This is a genomic window from Roseovarius tolerans (assembly GCF_028885395.1).
Lineage (GTDB): Bacteria > Pseudomonadota > Alphaproteobacteria > Rhodobacterales > Rhodobacteraceae > Roseovarius > Roseovarius tolerans.
On sequence record NZ_CP118494.1, the window covers coordinates 2,086,440 to 2,103,523 of the forward strand.

At 59.9% G+C, this 17,084-nt stretch carries 19 protein-coding genes; 5 read left to right on the forward strand and 14 right to left on the reverse strand.

Annotation, left to right across the window (positions count from 1 at the left end; translation table 11 throughout):
- Nucleotides 1-92 precede the first annotated feature (92 nt).
- The 4 genes from PVU19_RS10245 to PVU19_RS10260 all read right to left on the reverse strand — a co-directional run bounded on the left by PVU19_RS10245 (nucleotide 93) and on the right by PVU19_RS10260 (nucleotide 2,263).
- Nucleotides 93-659, reverse strand: coding sequence for a hypothetical protein (locus PVU19_RS10245; protein ID WP_050664189.1), 567 nt, complete (start codon nucleotides 657-659; stop codon nucleotides 93-95).
- Nucleotides 656-1,213, reverse strand: coding sequence for a hypothetical protein (locus tag PVU19_RS10250; protein ID WP_152911704.1), 558 nt, complete (start codon nucleotides 1,211-1,213; stop codon nucleotides 656-658). The genes PVU19_RS10245 and PVU19_RS10250 overlap by 4 nt, the downstream gene beginning before the upstream one ends.
- A 243-nt stretch (nucleotides 1,214-1,456) precedes the next feature.
- A complete protein-coding gene (locus PVU19_RS10255) occupies nucleotides 1,457-2,011 on the reverse strand; it encodes a hypothetical protein (RefSeq protein WP_050664187.1) in 555 nt (184 codons plus the stop codon).
- A 12-nt stretch (nucleotides 2,012-2,023) separates the two neighbouring features.
- On the reverse strand, nucleotides 2,024-2,263 hold the full coding sequence (locus PVU19_RS10260; protein ID WP_160316390.1) for a hypothetical protein: 240 nt from the start codon (nucleotides 2,261-2,263) through the stop codon (nucleotides 2,024-2,026).
- Between the two features lie 400 nt (nucleotides 2,264-2,663).
- Between PVU19_RS10260 and PVU19_RS10265 the strand changes: the two genes are divergently transcribed.
- From PVU19_RS10265 to PVU19_RS10285, 5 genes are all read left to right on the forward strand, one after another.
- Nucleotides 2,664-2,927: a hypothetical protein gene (locus PVU19_RS10265; protein ID WP_050664185.1), complete on the forward strand. Its 264-nt coding sequence runs from the start codon at nucleotides 2,664-2,666 to the stop codon at nucleotides 2,925-2,927.
- 72 nt (nucleotides 2,928-2,999) lie between these two features.
- Nucleotides 3,000-3,230, forward strand: coding sequence for a hypothetical protein (locus tag PVU19_RS10270; protein WP_050664184.1), 231 nt, complete (start codon nucleotides 3,000-3,002; stop codon nucleotides 3,228-3,230).
- 887 nt (nucleotides 3,231-4,117) lie between these two features.
- The gene (locus PVU19_RS10275) at nucleotides 4,118-4,789 is read left to right on the forward strand and encodes a response regulator transcription factor (RefSeq protein WP_160316389.1); all 672 of its coding nucleotides are present in this window, start codon (nucleotides 4,118-4,120) and stop codon (nucleotides 4,787-4,789) included.
- A gap of 1 nt (nucleotide 4,790) precedes the next feature.
- The gene (locus PVU19_RS10280) at nucleotides 4,791-5,321 is read left to right on the forward strand and encodes a hypothetical protein (protein ID WP_235575890.1); all 531 of its coding nucleotides are present in this window, start codon (nucleotides 4,791-4,793) and stop codon (nucleotides 5,319-5,321) included.
- A gap of 175 nt (nucleotides 5,322-5,496) precedes the next feature.
- The gene (locus PVU19_RS10285; protein ID WP_274789751.1) at nucleotides 5,497-6,204 is read left to right on the forward strand and encodes an AAA family ATPase; all 708 of its coding nucleotides are present in this window, start codon (nucleotides 5,497-5,499) and stop codon (nucleotides 6,202-6,204) included.
- A 429-nt stretch (nucleotides 6,205-6,633) separates the two neighbouring features.
- Here PVU19_RS10285 and nuoN read toward each other — a convergent pair whose 3' ends face one another.
- The 10 genes from nuoN to nuoG all read right to left on the reverse strand — a co-directional run bounded on the left by nuoN (nucleotide 6,634) and on the right by nuoG (nucleotide 17,080).
- Nucleotides 6,634-8,070: an NADH-quinone oxidoreductase subunit NuoN gene (gene nuoN / locus PVU19_RS10290; protein ID WP_050663943.1), complete on the reverse strand. Its 1,437-nt coding sequence runs from the start codon at nucleotides 8,068-8,070 to the stop codon at nucleotides 6,634-6,636.
- Nucleotides 8,071-8,087: 17 nt separating this feature from the next.
- Nucleotides 8,088-9,635 carry an NADH-quinone oxidoreductase subunit M gene (locus PVU19_RS10295; protein WP_050663942.1) on the reverse strand — a complete coding sequence of 516 codons (1,548 nt, stop codon included), beginning with the start codon at nucleotides 9,633-9,635 and terminating at the stop codon, nucleotides 8,088-8,090.
- The gene (gene nuoL, locus PVU19_RS10300; RefSeq protein ID WP_050663941.1) at nucleotides 9,635-11,725 is read right to left on the reverse strand and encodes an NADH-quinone oxidoreductase subunit L; all 2,091 of its coding nucleotides are present in this window, start codon (nucleotides 11,723-11,725) and stop codon (nucleotides 9,635-9,637) included. The genes PVU19_RS10295 and nuoL overlap by 1 nt, the downstream gene beginning before the upstream one ends.
- 4 nt (nucleotides 11,726-11,729) lie before the next feature.
- On the reverse strand, nucleotides 11,730-12,035 hold the full coding sequence (gene nuoK, locus PVU19_RS10305) for an NADH-quinone oxidoreductase subunit NuoK (RefSeq protein ID WP_050663940.1): 306 nt from the start codon (nucleotides 12,033-12,035) through the stop codon (nucleotides 11,730-11,732).
- 112 nt (nucleotides 12,036-12,147) lie between these two features.
- Entirely contained in the window at nucleotides 12,148-12,756 is a 609-nt protein-coding gene (locus PVU19_RS10310; protein ID WP_050663939.1) for an NADH-quinone oxidoreductase subunit J, read from the reverse strand.
- The gene (locus PVU19_RS10315; protein ID WP_050663938.1) at nucleotides 12,753-13,166 is read right to left on the reverse strand and encodes a carboxymuconolactone decarboxylase family protein; all 414 of its coding nucleotides are present in this window, start codon (nucleotides 13,164-13,166) and stop codon (nucleotides 12,753-12,755) included. The genes PVU19_RS10310 and PVU19_RS10315 overlap by 4 nt, the downstream gene beginning before the upstream one ends.
- On the reverse strand, nucleotides 13,163-13,657 hold the full coding sequence (gene nuoI / locus PVU19_RS10320; protein ID WP_050663937.1) for an NADH-quinone oxidoreductase subunit NuoI: 495 nt from the start codon (nucleotides 13,655-13,657) through the stop codon (nucleotides 13,163-13,165). Before nuoI ends, PVU19_RS10315 begins: the two co-directional genes overlap by 4 nt.
- Before the next feature lie 3 nt (nucleotides 13,658-13,660).
- Nucleotides 13,661-14,698, reverse strand: a complete 1,038-nt coding sequence (gene nuoH / locus PVU19_RS10325; RefSeq protein ID WP_050663936.1) for an NADH-quinone oxidoreductase subunit NuoH — start codon at nucleotides 14,696-14,698, stop codon at nucleotides 13,661-13,663.
- Between the two features lie 7 nt (nucleotides 14,699-14,705).
- A complete protein-coding gene (locus PVU19_RS10330; RefSeq protein WP_050663946.1) occupies nucleotides 14,706-15,089 on the reverse strand; it encodes a hypothetical protein in 384 nt (127 codons plus the stop codon).
- 2 nt (nucleotides 15,090-15,091) lie between these two features.
- On the reverse strand, nucleotides 15,092-17,080 hold the full coding sequence (nuoG, locus tag PVU19_RS10335; RefSeq protein ID WP_050663935.1) for an NADH-quinone oxidoreductase subunit NuoG: 1,989 nt from the start codon (nucleotides 17,078-17,080) through the stop codon (nucleotides 15,092-15,094).
- Nucleotides 17,081-17,084: the final 4 nt, after the last annotated feature.

Below are 17,084 nucleotides of genomic sequence, written 5' to 3' on the forward strand. Positions count from 1 at the left end.
CCCAAAAGTTTAATAAATGATAGTGGGGCGTCCGTTGCTGCAGTCGTATGGAGTGTCCGGGGCCGAAACTCGGCCCCGGACAAGAGTGTGGCTTATACGCCGGTATCGCTGTCGTCGCCGACGTAGTTGGAGCTCATGTTCCCGCCAACTACGGTCATATCGACCGTGTTGCCGAGAACGTTCGCGCCCATCACGATGTTCTGGTTGAACGCGGACGTATCAACCACGGCTGCGGCCGATGCGTAGGATTCGCCGGTTACATAACCGTCGTCCCCGTTGTTCGACCCCCAGCTGCCATTATCAACCGCGCCACCGGCGCCATTGGTGGCGGTGCCTCCGGCACCTCCATTGGCGCCTCCGACATCGGCCGCACCTCCTGTGGAGGTTCCACCACTTGCCAGACCGGTCGTTCCACCGATGGCCGTAGACTCACCACCCATCCCGGTATCACCGCTGGTGGACGTATTGCTGCCACCATCGTTTCCACCGTTATTGTTGGCCGCAGAGTCCTGCGTGGTATCGGCCGCACCGCCGAAGCCGGAAATGGCTTCTGCCATGCTCTCGGACGAGCCGTCGGTGTCGGAGTCGGTAAAGAGATCGGCAAGACCTCCATCACCGCCGGTCGCATTTGAGGTTGCAGTCCCATCGACATCGTTCATCGAGTCGGCGGTTGCAGCCCCGGCTCCGCCGGCACCACCGGTGCCTTCGGCACCATCACCGGCCTGACCAACCGCACCGTCACCGGCATTGCCAGCACCGCCGTTTCCAGCTGCACCGACCGCTCCTGCGGCACCGGTCCCAGTCGCGATACCGCCCGCGCCCGCTGCACCATCGCCACCTGGGCCTTGGCCACCGCTTTCGCCGTTGGCCGCCGCGCCGTCACCAGCGTTGCCCGCGGCACCTGTGCTGCTACCACCGGCAGCTGCCTGACCGACAGCACCTGCGCCACCGAGGCCCGCACCACCGCCAGCACCATTGGCACCGGCGCCGTTTCCAGCATTGCCGGATGCACCATCGCCACTGCCACCGGCAGCTGCCTGACCGACCGCGCCCGCACCGCCGAGGCCTGTGCCTCCGCCCGCGCCATTGGCACCGGCGCCGTTTCCGGCATTGCCGGATGCACCATCGCCGCCGCTGCCATTACCAGCCGTGGCTTGCGCACCGGATCCACCGGTCCCGTTGGCTCCGGTTCCGTCGCCGGCCTGACCAGCATCGCCGCTTCCGCCTGCGCCGCCGGATCCACTTTGGCCGGCACCACCGGTGCCTGTGCCGCCGGTGCCAGTACCACCGTTGCCGCTGGAGTCGGAATCTCCGTTGGTTCTGCCATCAGCGTCAGCTGTTGCCGCGCCACCGCTTGTATCAGCAGCGCCTCCTGCCGCGTCGGCTGGACCGTTGCCGGATGTGGCGTCGGAGTCCTCATTGTCGGAAACCGCAACCGCGACATCAAGACCACCTCCTAGCATTCCGCCAGCAACTGCACCTGCAGCTGAACCGGTCCCGGCGTCTCCGCCAGCACCAGTTGCGGAGTTGCCGCCGCTTGTGGAGTCATTGTCGGTACTAGGCGTGCTGTTTGCACTTCCGTTGTTGGACGCGGATGCACTGCTGGCGTTATCGCCGCCAGAGCCCTCGGCACCTGAGCCTGCACCACCAGCACCGCCTGTGCCAGTTGCACCAGCACCACCAGCGCCTGTGCCACCAGATCCGCCGGTCGAAGCCCCGCCGGAGCCAGCCGCGCCCGATCCACCGGCCGCGAAACCGCCGATACCGCCTGCACCAGCACCGCCGGTTGCTGCGCCACCTGTGCCACCGTCACCGGTCGTGCTGTCGCCACCCGTACCAGCTGCGCCATTGCCACCAGTGCCACCGCCACCGTTGCCGCCTGAGCCGCTTCCGCCGGTTGCTGCACCGCCGGAACCGCCGTCGCCGGTCGTGCTGTCGCCTCCCGTGCCACCGGTGCCATTGCCACCAGTGCCACCACCGCCAGCACCAGCCGCGCCACCAGCGCCGCCAATTGCTGCGCCGCCTACACCACCGTCACCGGTCGTGCTGTCGCCGCCAGTACCGTCTCCACCAGCACCGCCGTCACCACCGCCGGCATAACCGGCAAAGCCTTTGCCGCCGTCACCGCCAGCGCCGCCAGTGGCCGCACCACCCGTGGCTGCCCCGCCAGTACCACCAGTACCGCCGGATCCGGCACCACCAGTGCCTTCGGCCCCAGCACCGCCGATGCCAGTGCTGTTACCAGTTGAACTGATCGAGCCATCATTGGCGTCGCTTTCAGCCTCTGTCTCACCAGCCGCACCGCCAGTGCCAGTGCTGTTATTGGTGCTATTGGCGTTCCCAGTCGAGTTTGACGTCGACGCTGCAGAGCCGCTTTCACCGCCATCCGAGCTGCCATGGTTGCCTGAGAGGCCGACACCAATGCCAAGACCGGCAGAGTCTGACGACCCACTTGCGCCGCCATCACCCGAAGTCGAGGTTGCTGCGCCGGTGCTTCCGGATGAGCCTCCCGCAGCATGGGACAACCCGCCAAGCGCAGTGCCGCCAATGGCCGCACCTCCCAGTGAAGTCGCGCCGCTTCCTCCGGCGCCGCCAGTCGGATCGGCATCAATACCGTCTTCGGCCGTCGCGGTGCCTCCATTCGCGCTACCTGACTGCGAGAAATGCCCGTCGTTATAGACCGACGCATCTCCAAGCGAGTCGTTGTCTTCCAAAACAGCGTTCTGAATGTTGACAATCCCGGTGTCATTTCCTTCGCCATTCAGGGCCTCACCCAGAATGTCCGTGACATCCACATCGTGACCGGGGCTGACGTCAATGTCACCCTCGTCCGAGGTGATCACGTTTTCGACGTTTCCACCTTCGCTGTCGATATCGACCTGATCGTCATCGCGCGGGATCCACTCACCACCACCGAAGTCGATTGATACCGAGTTTGAGTTGTCGTTGCTGTCATCACCGCCATTGGTTTGACGCGCACTCGAATTTGACTGCTGCTGTTGTCCCTGGTCCTGACCTTGTCCCTGGTCCTGACCTTGTCCCTGGTCCTGACCTTGTCCCTGACCTTGATCGTTGCTGTTGGTGTCGGTGTTGTCGACATCAGCGCTTTGTTGCTGTTGCTGCGCGTCGATTTCGACGTCCGCCTCTTCAACAGTTACATTCGCGTCGAGATCAACGTCCAGATTTTCGATTTCAACGTCATCAATCAGGAAGTTGTTGTTCTGATTTGAGCGTCTATCCATGGTTTTGTCCTCGTAAAGGACCCATAGTTGCCACGAGTCTATCCAAAGTGGCTAAGCTTGGGTCTGGATTGCATGATATTGTGAGATTTACGCGTGCTCTGGCCTGTCAGTGCAGACGGTCGCAGCGCCTTTGCTGTGGTTGATGACTTCGCTCTAAGCTTCACCCCCTCCCAAAAAAAATTTCTGTGAAGGTGGAGGTGCCTGTGGGCAGCCATCCGTTTCTTTGTAAAAAAGAGCCATCACAGACGATAAAATCAATTTGCCAAGGCTAATAAGAACCAAGACGTCTCACAGTCTGCGCTGCGCAGGTACAAAGCAAAATTGCCCAAAAGATTAATAAAAGTTAAGCAATTGAATTTGTGCACCTTTTTGGGTTTTCCTCTTGGTGCGCACTTATTTGGGCAGGCTGGAAGGCATCTAAAAGCGTATGGTTTCGCGATTCTACCTAACACTTCGATCTATTCGGGCATTTTAAACAATTTGGGGGAGAGTTGGAGCGGCCAAGTTCACGTTTTAAGTTATAAATATGTCAATAATTGACAGAAATTTGTAATTTTGTTACTCTTTGGTGCTAATGTGTTATAAATGTGTTATATAAGACAGCAAGCCAGCAAAGCCGTATAAGCGGGCTATGATAATTTTTATTAGAACTTAGAGAGGCATCGAGCAGGCCTATCACTAAAGCAGTCGTCTCGAGGCTGTGTTCAAGTAGTCATATTTCTGGGGGGATTTTTATGACTTTGCGTGAATTTTCCGATGCTATTCATCCGCGAACCGATCCATTCTCACATGACTGCAGTCAGGGCCTTGCGTCTCCAGCGATAAACCCGGTCATAGTGTTCATAGGGAATTGTGTAATATTCACTAACCGCCTGATGCAGCTGGTGGAAGCCGAGTTTCAGGGCGTAAGTGTATTGCGACTTGACGGGTTGCGCCAACTTAACGGGCTGCCTGAAGAACGGCATGCGATGGTGCGGTTGATCATTGTTGATGAGGCGATTGCCCATAACGCAAATGAAGAATTGGCTGTCACAGCCAGAACCTTTTCGAGCACAACCATTGGTCTTGCATATCTTTCTGCAAACAGCGCGAAGCAAATTCTTGCAGGTCCGGCGGGTCCCATCGTCGGAATGCGATGTCTTCCCATGCAGGCTCCGATCGACGCATGGCTCGCGGCTTTGCACTTAATGCTGCTTGGGCAACAATTCGTCCCTTGTGAAATACTGGCAACGGCGCAGGAGCAGCATATGCTGCCCGACCCGGAGCCATCCGAGGCCAACGACATAGCGAACGCATGTCAGTCCAAACCAAGTAAACTAAAAGCACATAACGCGGCTGTTATTGCGAAACTCACCGCGCGTGAATTCCAAATCATGGATTTCATAGCGAAAGGAGAAAGAAACAAGACTATAGCGAGATTGCTCGGATTGAGCGAGCATACCATCAAACTCCACGTTCATAATATTTTTGGAAAGATCGGCGTGGACAACAGAACGAGTGCGGCGCGATGGTACCTATCGAAGAATGCTCAGTTGGAGATCGAGTAAAATGGTCGATACAGCATCAATTGAGAACGATGCGATGCCGCAGTTTGCGCTTCGAGAATTTGACCGGTTCCTGGGTAATCTCGGCCGACTTACATATAGCTGGACGAATACCGAAAGCCTGTTGATTCACCTGATCGCAGGGCTGACTGGCACCTCAAAGGAAAAGGCGGTGATAATTTACCTGACCTTGAACACGACACGAGCGCGGATCGACCTGGTGGAACGGCTTGCGAAGCTCGATGACGTGGACAAGAACGAGCGAAATGCGCTTCTGGCGTTAACGGGCAAGACGCAGCGTCTCGCAGGACTGCGCAATCTCTATAGCCACTGCATCTATTCTTTTGACAACGACAGCGGAGACCTGGCGACGATCCAGATGCGCATTGCAGATCGGAAGAACGCTGTCAAAGTCGGACAGATGTCCGCGCTCGATTCCGAAACCAACAAGGCGATCGAGACCTCGCTGGAAGAAATTGCGGATCTCAACGCCGAGTATTGGGCGCGAATAGCAGAGTTCGGTTATCCTGTATAAAGTTCACTCTCCGGCTTTGTTGCCACGTGTCACGCAATTCTCACGGCTAGCGTAATAGGCGATCATTTTGGGTAGATTTGACAAAGGCCAGACAAGGGACGCAGACAATCCCTTTTTTTCGTCCGAGAAAAGGTACGATTTCTGGAGTGACGCGCATTGCCTTGCCGCCGAGCAGTTGGATTTCGCGCTCAATAGCGCTGCGCCTTTGACGCTGTTCATTGGGCCCGAAGGTTCTGGCAAAACGACGGTGGTACGCAAAGTTGCGAGCGAGACAAATTCAAAGCGGCTTATAGGGACTCTTTCGCACTACTCCGTTCTTGAATCGACGCCACGCGCAGCCATTTTCCGAGCGCTCGGCGCGTCTGCCCCTCGAAACAACACGGATCTGGACAAGGCGACTTTCGACGCAACCATGATACGCGCCAACATGCAACATGGACTGCCTACCCTTATGATCGACGACGCGGACGAGATCCAATCGTCTACTCTACAGCGGCTGTTTGATATCTGTGCAACAACGCAGGAGGGGCTCCTCGTCAAACTTGTTCTGGTTGGGCGGGAAGACTTTGATGAATGTATTACACATCAGCAAATAAAGTCGTTTTACTGCCCTACAATAGAACTTGGTCCCATGTCAGAAGAGGACACTTCAAGTTATGTGCATCACCGCTGTGCAGTGGCTGGCTTCAAGGCGATGCCGTTCACCCCGAAAGCTCTGAAAGAGCTTTTTCAGGTCAGCCAGGGCAACCCACTCATACTTAACGTTGCCTGTATGGTTGCGCTCGACGAGGCGCGACGAGAGAGACAGCCGCTGATCGACTCGGATCAGATCAAGCGCTGCTGCGCGAAAGAAGGAATTCAGGCCAAAACCGAATCCGCTTAGGTGTCCTGTGAAACGGGGGCTGGATCATCATGATCCGTTTTGAGGTCCGCCGTTAGCGTTGCGCCATTGCTAGATTTTTCAACACGTTTCTGTTGCTTCCACGGTTGGCTTGCGAATGCGGATAGCCGTCCGTGGATGCTGATTACCTTATTAGGCTAGATAAGTATTCTTTGTTGCGGGAGTAGGGTTTGAATCTACGACCTGAAGGTTTTCGAAACTGACTGACCTAGAAGTGCACAGTACTCACTCGGATCGACATGACTACGTTGATAGGATCGTGGATTTTACAGTTCGCGCAACAGACAAGGCATTGATCTATATGAGGGGGTCTTGACAATACTCCCGCAGGAGGCGTGCGGTCGCCTAAACCAAAGCGAAGCGCCCGGCAGGGGCGCGTCACCTTTTTCTCAGACCGTGATCGGTCTTATGTCAGTTGACCAGCGTTGCGGCGGCGGCCTGTGCCATCGTCTCGACCCCGAACATGTTGACGATGCCCAGAAGCATCACCGCCGCCGAGGCCATCAGGAACGCCCATTGCACCGGCGAGCGGCCAGTTTCCAGCGTCTCGCCCTCTTCGCCAAAATACATGTAGAACACGATGCGCAAGTAGTAGAACGCCCCGATCACAGAGGCGATCACCCCGGCCACCGCCAGCCAGGCAAGCCCGCCCTCATAGGCCGCGCGCAGCACGTAGAGCTTGCCGAAAAAGCCCAGAAGCGGCGGCACACCGGCGAGGCTGAACAAGAGGATCAACATTGCAAGCGCGCGCCCCGGCTGCGCCTTGGAATACATGTTGAGCGCGCGGATATCCGTGACCGGCTGCCCGTCGCGCTCCATCGACAGGATGAAGGCGAAGGTGCCCACGTTCATCGTGACATAGATCGCCATGTAAATGAGCATCGCCTGCACGCCGAACACCGTGCCCGCCGCCAGCCCCATCAGCGCGTAGCCCATATGCGCAATCGAGGAATAGGCCATCAGCCGCTTGATATCTGTCTGACCGATCGCTGCGATGCCGCCAAGGAACATCGACAGCAGGCTCAGCACCGCGAGCACCTGTTGCCAGTCCCCCACCACCTCGCCAAAGGCGTCATGCACCACCCGCGCGACCAGCGCCATGGCCGCCACCTTGGGGGCCGTGGCGAAGAATGCGGTGATCGGCGTCGGCGCGCCCTCGTAGACGTCGGGCGTCCACATGTGGAACGGCACGGCGGAAATCTTGAAAGCCAGACCGGCCAGCACGAAGACCAGACCGAGCAGGAGACCAATCGGCGCCTGCCCCTCCGCCGCGTCGATGATCCCTGAGAAAAGCGTCGTGCCCGCGTAGCCATAAGTCAGCGACGCGCCGTAGAGCAACAGGCCCGACGACAACGCGCCGAGCACGAAATACTTGAGCCCCGCCTCAGTCGATTTGGCACTGTCGCGGCGCAGAGAGGCGACGACATAAAGCGCCAGAGATTGCAGCTCCAACCCCATATAAAGCGCCATCAGATCGCCCGCACTGACCATCACCATCATGCCCACGACGGCAAGCGCGACCAACAGCGGATACTCGAAGCGCAGGATATCCCGGCGCGCCATGTATTCCTGCCCCAGCACCAGCACCGCCCCCGCCGAGAGCAGGATCGTCACCTTGGCAAAGCGGGCAAAGCCATCGTCGTTGAACATGCCGTCAAAGGCGGTGCGCGTGCCGCCACCGGACGAGGCTCCAATCCACAGCGCCATGACCGCGAAGAGCGCCGCCGTGAGCCAGACCAGCATCCCTGCCATCTTGTCCTTGCCGGTATAGGCGCCGAACAAAAGCGCCGCGATGGCATAGACGGAAATCACGATTTCCGGCAGGATTACGTTCAGATCAGCCTGCATGTCTCAGGGCCTCCGGTTCAGTGGTCCGCGACGGCAACCTGGCTGCTGGCCTGTGCCACCGCCTGTGCCGTCTCTACGTTGGAAATCAGCGCCTCGACCGAGGGGCCGGTGATGTCGGTCACGAGCCGGGGATAGACCCCGAGCAGTAGTGTCATCACCACCAGCGGCGCAAAGATTGCCCGCTCGCGCTTGGTCATATCGGTGATCGTGCGCAGGCTCTCCTTGATGAGATCGCCAAACACCACCCGGCGATAGAGCCAGAGCGCATAGGCCGCCGACAGGATCACGCCCGTGGTCGCCACGGCCGCCACCCATGTGTTGACCTGGAACACACCCACGAGCGTCAGGAATTCGCCGATGAACCCGGATGTGCCCGGCAGGCCGACATTGGCCATGGTGAAGAACATGAAGATCAGCGCATAGGCCGGCATCCGGTTCACGAGGCCGCCATAGGCGTCGATCTCGCGGGTGTGCATCCGGTCATAGATCACGCCGACGCAGAGAAAGAGCGCGCCCGAGATGAACCCGTGGCTGATCATCTGGAAGATCGCCCCATCGAGCCCCTGCTGATTGGCCGCGAAAATCCCCATCGTGACATAGCCCATGTGCGCGACCGACGAATAGGCGATCAGCTTTTTCATGTCTTCCTGCGCGAGAGCCACCAGCGACGTGTAGACAATCGCGATGGCGCTCATCCACAGCACCAAGGGCGTCAGCACCTCGGACCCCACCGGGAACATCGGCAATGAGAAGCGCAGGAAGCCATAGCCGCCCATCTTCAACAGGATCGCCGCCAGCACGACCGAGCCTGCCGTGGGGGCCTGCACGTGCGCATCGGGTAGCCAGGTATGCACCGGCCACATCGGCATTTTCACCGCGAAGCTCGCAAAGAACGCCAGGAACATCAGCGTCTGCATGCCACCGACGACGTGGATGCCCAACAGGGAGAAACTGTCCGAGGCAAATTCATGCCGCAAGAGCGACGGAATATCGGTGGTCCCCGCATCCGAGAACATCGCCACCATCGCCACCAGCATCAGCACCGACCCGAGGAAGGTGTAGAGGAAGAACTTGAACGAGGCATAAATGCGTGCCGCACCGCCCCAGATCCCGATGATCAGGAACATCGGAATGAGCCCGGCCTCGAAGAAGAGGTAAAAGAGCACCAGATCGAGCGCCATGAACACGCCCAGCATCAGCGTCTCAAGGATCAGGAACGCGATCATGTATTCCTTGACGCGGCTTTTCACGTTCCAAGAGGCCGCGATGGTCAGCGGCATCATGAAAGTGGTGAGCATCACGAACAGTACACTGATCCCGTCGACACCCATCTTGTATTTCAGACCCAAGAGCCAGTCCTGCTCCTCGACGAACTGAAACCCGGTATTTGACGGGTCGAAATCGAACAGGATGAAAAGCGACACAAGGAATGTCAGCGTGGTCGCGATCATCGCCACCCATTTGGCGTTCTTCTGCGCCGCCTCATCCTCACCGCGCAGGAAGATCGCGAGGATCGCGGCCGCCACCGCCGGGATGAAGGTCACAATGGAAAGCAGGTTGTCCATCAGTTGGCCCCCCCGAAGATCGTCATCCAGGTGACCAGGATCGCGATCCCGATCACCATGGCAAAGGCATAGGTGAAGATGTAGCCCGACTGCGCCCGGCCAGCGAGCCGCGTGAGCCGCGGGATAAGCCCCATGGCCACACCGTTGAGCGAGCCGTCGATCACGTCACCGTCGCCGCGCTTCCACAGTAGCTGCCCGAGCGCCTTGGCGGGGCGGACAAAGAGGAAATCGTAGATCTCGTCGAAATACCACTTGTTGAGCAGGAAGAGGTAAAGCGGACGGTTCGTTGCGGCGACGCGACCCGGCATCGCCGGATCCCAGACGTAGAACCACAGCGCCGTGATCAGGCCGATCAGCATGGCGATGAATGGGCTGACCTTGACCCATGTCGGTGCATGATGCGCATCATCAAGCACGGTACTGTCGGGATGCATGAAAATCGCACCCTGCGGCGGGCCGGAATGGGCGGCGGTGCCAGTCTCCTCGTGCATCGTTTCGTGGTCGTGGCCCTCTTCGCCATGCGCCACCGCCTCGGGCGTTTCAGTTGCCTCGGCGTGATGCTCCGGCATCCCGAAGAAACTGTTGACCTGTGCATGGCTGCCGAAAAAGCTGCCGTACCAGATCATGCCCGCGAAGACCGCGCCAAGCGCCAGCACACCAAGCGGCGCGACCATCACCATGGGGCTTTCATGCGCGTGCTCATGGGTGTGCTTGTCGCCGCGCGCCTCACCAAAGAAGGTGAGGAACATCAGCCGCCAGCTGTAGAACGAGGTGAACAGCGCCGCGATCACCAGCATCCAGAACGCATAACCTCCTTCGGTGCCGGCCCATGCGCTCTCGATCACGGCGTCCTTAGACAGGAACCCGGCAAAGCCGATATGGGTCAGCGGAATGCCCACCCCGGTGATCGCCAGCGTGCCGATCATCATCGCCCAGAACGTGTAGGGCATCTTCTTGCGCAACCCACCATAGTTTCGCATGTCCTGCTCGTGATGCATCCCGTGGATGACCGAACCGGCACCGAGAAACAGCATCGCCTTGAAGAACGCGTGCGTGAAGAGGTGGAACATCGCCACCGAGTAGACACCGACACCGGCGGCCACGAACATGTAGCCAAGCTGCGAACAGGTCGAATACGCGATCACCCGCTTGATGTCGTTCTGTACGAGGCCCACGGTCGCCGCGAAAAACGCCGTTGTGGCCCCGAGGAACACCACGAAATTCATCGCCTCGGGCGCGTATTCCATCAGCGGCGACATGCGGCAGACAAGGAACACACCCGCCGTCACCATGGTCGCCGCGTGGATAAGCGCCGACACCGGGGTCGGGCCTTCCATCGCATCCGGCAGCCATGTGTGCAGGAAGAGCTGCGCCGATTTGCCCATCGCGCCCACAAACAGCAGGAAGGCGATCAGGTTGGCCGCGTTCCACTCGGTCCAGAGAAAGGTAAGCTGCGTCTCGGCCAATTCAGGTGCGGCGGCGAACACATCGTCGAGCTTGATCGAGTCGACGAGGAAATAGAGCGCCATGATGCCGAGCGCGAAGCCGAAATCGCCCACGCGGTTGACCACGAAGGCCTTGATCGCGGCGGCATTGGCGCTTGGCTTGCGATAGTAGAAACCGATCAACAGGTACGATGCAACGCCCACGCCCTCCCAGCCAAAGAACATCTGCAACAGGTTGTCCGAGGTCACCAGCATCAGCATCGCGAAGGTGAAGAACGACAGATACGCGAAAAAGCGCGGCCGGTAGCTCTCATTGTCGCGGAAATTCTCGTCATGCGCCATGTAGCCGACAGAATAGAGATGCACGAGCGCCGAGACGGTGGTGATCACGATCAGCATGATCGCCGTCAGCCGATCCATCCGAATGGCCCATGCCGTGTCGAGCGTACCCGACTGCACCCAATCCAGAATATGGATCTGCTCGGTTACACCGTCATGGCCCAGAAACAGGATCCAGCTCAGCAGAGCCGAGAGGAACAAGAGCCCCGTAGTGACCCATTGCGCGCCCTGATCGCCAATGATGCGCCAGCCGAAACCCGCGATGAGCGCCCCGACGAGAGGCGAGAAGAGAAGGATGGTTTCCATGACTTCAGCCTTTCATCACGTTGACGTCTTCGACGGCGATGGTGCCGCGATTGCGGAAGAAACAGACGAGGATGGCAAGGCCGATGGCGGCCTCGGCGGCGGCGACGGTCAGCACGAAGAGCGTGAACACCTGCCCCACCAGATCACCCAGATACGACGAAAACGCGACGAGGTTGATATTCACCGACAAGAGCATCAGCTCGATCGACATCAGCAGGATGATCACGTTCTTGCGGTTCAGAAACAGGCCGAAGATGCCTATCACGAACAAGGCCGCCGCCACCGTGAGATAATGTTCAAGTCCGATCATGTCTGTCCCTCCGGGCCGTGCCCGATTGTCGTCTTTACGCGTAGCTCCGGGCGTTGCCGGAACACTTTTCCCATCGTCACCCCGGGTCGCGCCCGGGGCGGGAGAGGCCCCGTTAGAGCCCCTGCCCCGGTTTCACATCCCGCAATTCCATCGCCTTGGCGGGGTCGCGATACATCTGCGCCAGCACGTCCTGCCGCTTGACATCCGTGCGGTGCCGCAGCGTGAGCACAATGGCCCCGATCATCGCCACCAACAGGATCAGCCCCGAAAGCTGGAACAGGATGAAGTATTTGTCATAAAGCAGCATCCCGAGGGCCGCGGTATTCTCGACCCCCTCAGGCGTCACCGAGCGGCGCGCCGCCTCGGCCCCGTCGGCCATGGTCCAGTTGCCGAAGGCGAGGCCGAACTGCATCAGAAGGATCACACCGATCAGCAGTGCCAATGGCATGTACTTGGCCATCTCCGCTTTCAACTCGGCGAAATCAACGTCGAGCATCATCACCACGAAGAGAAACAGAACCGCGACGGCGCCCACGTAGACGATGATCAGCAGCATCGCCACGAATTCAGCACCCAGCAGGACGAAGAGCCCCGCCGCGCTGATGAAGGACAGGATCAGCCAGAGCACCGAATGCACCGGGTTGCGGCTGATCACTGTGAACAGCCCTCCGGTCAGCAGGGCGACGGCAAAGAGGTAAAAGGACATCGCCGCAATCGTCATTTCTCTGATCCTTTCTCGTCTTCACCGTCCATCACCTCGCGCGCAAACTCCATCGCGCGGGTCATCGAGGGGATACCGGCAAACATCGCCATCTGTGCAATGGTTTCGGCAATCTCATCCTTGGTCGCACCCGCTTCTAGTGCGTGGCGCACGGTCATGCGGATCTGCGTATCGCTCTGGGCACCCAGCATCGTCAACCCCGCAAGCGTGATCAAAAGCCGCGTCTTGGCGTCCAGCCCCTCCTTGTTGATGCCCTTGCCAAAGCTCATTTCCATGAACTCCTTGGGCATCGTCGGCCAGAGCGATTCAAACCCCTTGGGCGAAAAGCTCTCAAGCGCGGGATTCATCGCCTTGGCCATTTCCTGCGCCTGACGCATCATCATCTCGAAGGGGTTGGTTGGATCGTTCATCTGTAGGGTGCATCCAGTTCGAGGTTATGGGCGATCTCCGCCTCCCACCGGTCGCCGTTCTCCAACAACTTGGCCTTGTCGTAGAACAGTTCTTCACGGGTCTCGGCAGCAAACTCGAAATTCGGCCCCTCGACGATGGCATCGACCGGACACGCCTCCTGGCAAAAGCCGCAATAGATGCATTTCGTCATGTCGATGTCATAGCGCGTGGTGCGCCTGCTGCCGTCATCGCGCGGTTCGGCGTCGATGGTGATCGCCTGCGCCGGGCAGATCGCCTCGCACAGCTTGCAGGCGATGCAGCGTTCCTCGCCATTGGGATAACGGCGTAGCGCATGCTCGCCGCGAAACCGCGGGGAAAGCGGGCCTTTTTCATGCGGATAGTTCAGCGTCGCCTTGGGCGCGAAGAAGTATTTCAGCCCCAGCCTGAACCCTTTGAAAACATCGGTCAGCAGGAAATATCCCGCCGCGCGTCCGTAATCGATCTGCGTCATGGATCAGCCTCCAATCGCCCAACGGGCCCAGAACCCGCCGAACACTTCGAATTTCGCAAGGAACGCCACGATCACGACCCAGCCGATCGACATGGGCAGGAACACTTTCCAGCCGATGCGCATCAACTGGTCGTAGCGATACCGCGGGGTAATCGCCTTGACCATGGCGAAGATGAAGAAGAAGAACGCCATCTTGCCGACCATCCAAACCACGCCATCGGGCAGGCCCGGAATGGGCGACAGCCAGCCGCCGAAGAACAACAGCGAGGTGAGCGCGCACATCAGGAAGATGGCGATATATTCCCCGGCCATGAACAGCAGGAAGGGCGTCGAGGAATATTCCACCTGATAGCCCGCCACCAGTTCCGATTCGGCCTCGGGCAGGTCGAAGGGCGGGCGGTTGGTCTCAGCCAGCGCAGAGATGAAGAACAGGAACACCATCGGCAGATGCGGCAGCCAGTACCAGCCGAAAAACCCGTATGCCGTATCCTGTGCCGCCACGATGGCCCCGAAATTGAGCGAGCCGGTGGAGATGATCACCCCGATGATAATGAGGCCGATCGAGACCTCATAGGAGATCATCTGCGCGGCAGAGCGCAGGCTGCCGAGGAACGGATATTTGGAGTTCGACGCCCAGCCCCCCATAATCACGCCATAGACCTCCAGCGAGGAGACGGCGAAGACGAAGAGCACGGCCACGTTGATATCCGACAGCACCCAGCCTTCGTTGAGCGGGATGACCGCCCAGGCAAGAATCGCCAGCACGAAACTCGTCATCGGGGCCAGCATGAACACCGCCTTGTCGGCCCCCGCCGGCACGACGATCTCTTTGACCACGTATTTCAACGCGTCGGCGACGGTCTGCAGCAGGCCCCAGACACCCACGACATTGGGGCCGCGCCGCATCTGCACGGCGGCCCAGATCTTGCGGTCGCCGTAGACGAGAAACAGCAGCGACACCATCACGAAGCCCACCACCGCAAGGCATTGTGCAACGATGATCACCAGGGTCCCGAGCGGGGTAGTCAAGAATTCAGCCATCAGGTCCTCACACCATCGGTATTCCGTTTTCCGCGCAATTCGCGGCCGTGACTTCGGCGTCGATCGTCTTCAGGCCACGCGGCAGCGCCGCCGAGACCGTATAAACCGCATCGCCCTGCCAGATGCCACCCTCTTCACTCACATTCGTGCGCACATGACGCGCAAAACCGTAACCCCGGATCAGCGTGTATTGCGCGGCGGCACATTCGGCATAGCGATCAACGTCTTCAGCCCCCCGCGCGCCGCGCATGGTGACGTGGAAATTCACCAGGTCACCGGCCAGCAGCCGCGTCTCCACGCCCTGATAGTCGGGCTGAAACGCCGATGGCGCGCCCGGCTCGGCGCAGCCCGAAACGGCCAGCGCCAGAGGCGTTATGATCGCGACCGCCATTTTCACTCTGCCGCCAGCGGCTGATTGGCGCGCGCCTTGGCATTGGCGCTCAGTTCCGCCATCAATTCGCTCGACCGTGCGATCGGATTGGTCAGGTAGAAATCCTTGATCGCCAGTCGGAAATCGGCCTTGCCCAGCTTGGCCTTGGGCAGCGGCTGCCAGTCGTTCTCGGGCACGCGGTCGATTTTCTTGAGATGCGGAACATCCTTGACCAGCGCCTGACGCAGCTGCGCCATGCTGTCATAGGGCAGTGTCGCCCCCAACTCGCCCGAGAGCGCGCGCAGGATCGCCCAGTTTTCCTTGGCCTCACCGGGCGCAAAGCCTGCGCGCAGCGCCAGTTGCGGGCGGCCTTCGGTGTTGACGAACAGCCCCTGCTCCTCGGTATAGGCCGCGCCGGGCAGGATCACATCGGCGCGATGCGCGCCCCGGTCGCCATGACTGCCCTGATAGATCACGAAGGGGCCGTCTGCGATCTCGACCTCGTCGGCGCCGAGATTGTAGATCACGTCCGCGCCGTCGATGGCGGCATCCAAACCGCCCTCGGTCACGGCCCCTACATCCAGCGCCCCCACCCGGGCAGCGGCGGTGTGCAGCACCAGCATCCGACCGGTCAGCGCCTGCGCAGCACCCAGCACCGCCTCGCCATCGGCCTCTTGCAGGGCACCTTGTCCGACGATCACAATCGCATCTTCGGAAACCTTCAAACTATCCAACGCGGCCCGGTCCGTGCCTGCATGGGTATAGTCATAGGTCAGATCCACCTTCGGGCCGACCACGGTGACATCCGCGCCGTTGATCCAGGCCTTGCGGATGCGCGCGTTGAGCACCGGGGCCTCGAGGCTCGGGTCGGTGCCGATCAGGATGAAATTCTTCGCCGTATCAAGGTCTTCCACGGCGACATTACCGACATAGGCGCTGCGATTGCCTGCTGGCAGCCGCGCCTTGTCGGTGCGGCACTCAACCGTGCCGCCCTGCCCTTCGATCACACCATTGAGGGCATAGACCGCCTCGACCGGGGCCAGATCGCCGACCAGACCGGTCAGCTTTTTCGCGCCCTTGATCGCCTCGGCCACCTTGCCCAAAGCCTCACCCCATGTCGCCACACGAAGCTTGCCGTTCTCGCGGATATAAGGCCGGTCCAGACGCTGACGGCGCAGCCCGTCCCAGACAAAGCGCGTCTTGTCGGAAATCCATTCCTCGTTGGTGCCGTCATGGTTGCGCGGCAGGATGCGCATCACTTCGCGGCCTTTGCAATCCACGCGGATGGACGACCCGAGCGCGTCCATCACGTCGATGGTTTCGGTCTTGGTCAGCTCCCACGGGCGGGCGGTAAAGGCGTAGGGCTTCGACACCAGCGCCCCCACCGGACACAGGTCGATGATGTTGCCCTGCAGGTTGCTGTCGATGATCTCGCCCAGATAGGTGGTGATCTCGGCATCCTCGCCGCGGCCCGTTTGCCCCATCACGTGCACGCCTGCCACCTCGGTGGTGAAGCGCACGCAGCGGGTGCAGGAAATGCAGCGCGTCATATGCGTCTCGACCAGCGGGCCGAGATCGAGATCCTCGGTCGCGCGCTTGGGCTCGCGGTAGCGGCTGAAATCCACACCATAGGCCATCGCTTGATCCTGCAGGTCGCACTCGCCGCCCTGATCGCAGATCGGGCAATCGAGCGGGTGATTGATGAGCAGGAACTCCATCACCCCCTCGCGCGCCTTCTTGACCATCGGGCTGTTGGTCTTGACCACCGGCGGTTGCCCTTCGGGCCCGGGCCGCAGATCCTTGACCTGCATGGCACAGCTTGCCGCCGGCTTCGGCGGGCCGCCCACGACCTCGACCAGACACATCCGGCAGTTGCCCGCGATGGAAAGCCGCTCATGATAGCAGAAACGCGGAATTTCGACGCCGGCCTCTTCACAGGCCTGAATGAGGGTCATCGCGCCCTCGACCTCGATCTCCTGATCGTCGATGATGATCTTTCGTAGGTCAGCCATATCC

Bases quoted from the DNA above. Each gene is read 5' to 3' on its own strand.
- PVU19_RS10275 (WP_160316389.1), top strand. From the start codon at position 4,118: ATGCAGCTGGTGGAAGCCGAGTTTCAGGGCGTAAGTGTATTGCGACTT.
- PVU19_RS10295 (WP_050663942.1), bottom strand. From the start codon at position 9,635: ATGGACAACCTGCTTTCCATTGTGACCTTCATCCCGGCGGTGGCGGCC.
- PVU19_RS10280 (WP_235575890.1), top strand. From the start codon at position 4,791: ATGGTCGATACAGCATCAATTGAGAACGATGCGATGCCGCAGTTTGCG.
- nuoG (WP_050663935.1), bottom strand. From the start codon at position 17,080: ATGGCTGACCTACGAAAGATCATCATCGACGATCAGGAGATCGAGGTC.
- PVU19_RS10250 (WP_152911704.1), bottom strand. From the start codon at position 1,213: ATGCTGGTCAGGCCGGCGACGGAACCGGAGCCAACGGGACCGGTGGAT.
- PVU19_RS10260 (WP_160316390.1), bottom strand. From the start codon at position 2,263: ATGGCTCGATCAGTTCAACTGGTAACAGCACTGGCATCGGCGGTGCTG.
- PVU19_RS10245 (WP_050664189.1), bottom strand. From the start codon at position 659: ATGAACGATGTCGATGGGACTGCAACCTCAAATGCGACCGGCGGTGAT.
- PVU19_RS10330 (WP_050663946.1), bottom strand. From the start codon at position 15,089: ATGGCGGTCGCGATCATAACGCCTCTGGCGCTGGCCGTTTCGGGCTGC.
- nuoL (WP_050663941.1), bottom strand. From the start codon at position 11,725: ATGGAAACCATCCTTCTCTTCTCGCCTCTCGTCGGGGCGCTCATCGCG.
- nuoI (WP_050663937.1), bottom strand. From the start codon at position 13,657: ATGACGCAGATCGATTACGGACGCGCGGCGGGATATTTCCTGCTGACC.
- nuoK (WP_050663940.1), bottom strand. From the start codon at position 12,035: ATGATCGGACTTGAACATTATCTCACGGTGGCGGCGGCCTTGTTCGTG.
- PVU19_RS10315 (WP_050663938.1), bottom strand. From the start codon at position 13,166: ATGAACGATCCAACCAACCCCTTCGAGATGATGATGCGTCAGGCGCAG.
- nuoN (WP_050663943.1), bottom strand. From the start codon at position 8,070: ATGCAGGCTGATCTGAACGTAATCCTGCCGGAAATCGTGATTTCCGTC.
- nuoH (WP_050663936.1), bottom strand. From the start codon at position 14,698: ATGGCTGAATTCTTGACTACCCCGCTCGGGACCCTGGTGATCATCGTT.
- PVU19_RS10310 (WP_050663939.1), bottom strand. From the start codon at position 12,756: ATGACGATTGCGGCGATGTCCTTTTACCTCTTTGCCGTCGCCCTGCTG.
- PVU19_RS10265 (WP_050664185.1), top strand. From the start codon at position 2,664: ATGCCCGTCGTTATAGACCGACGCATCTCCAAGCGAGTCGTTGTCTTC.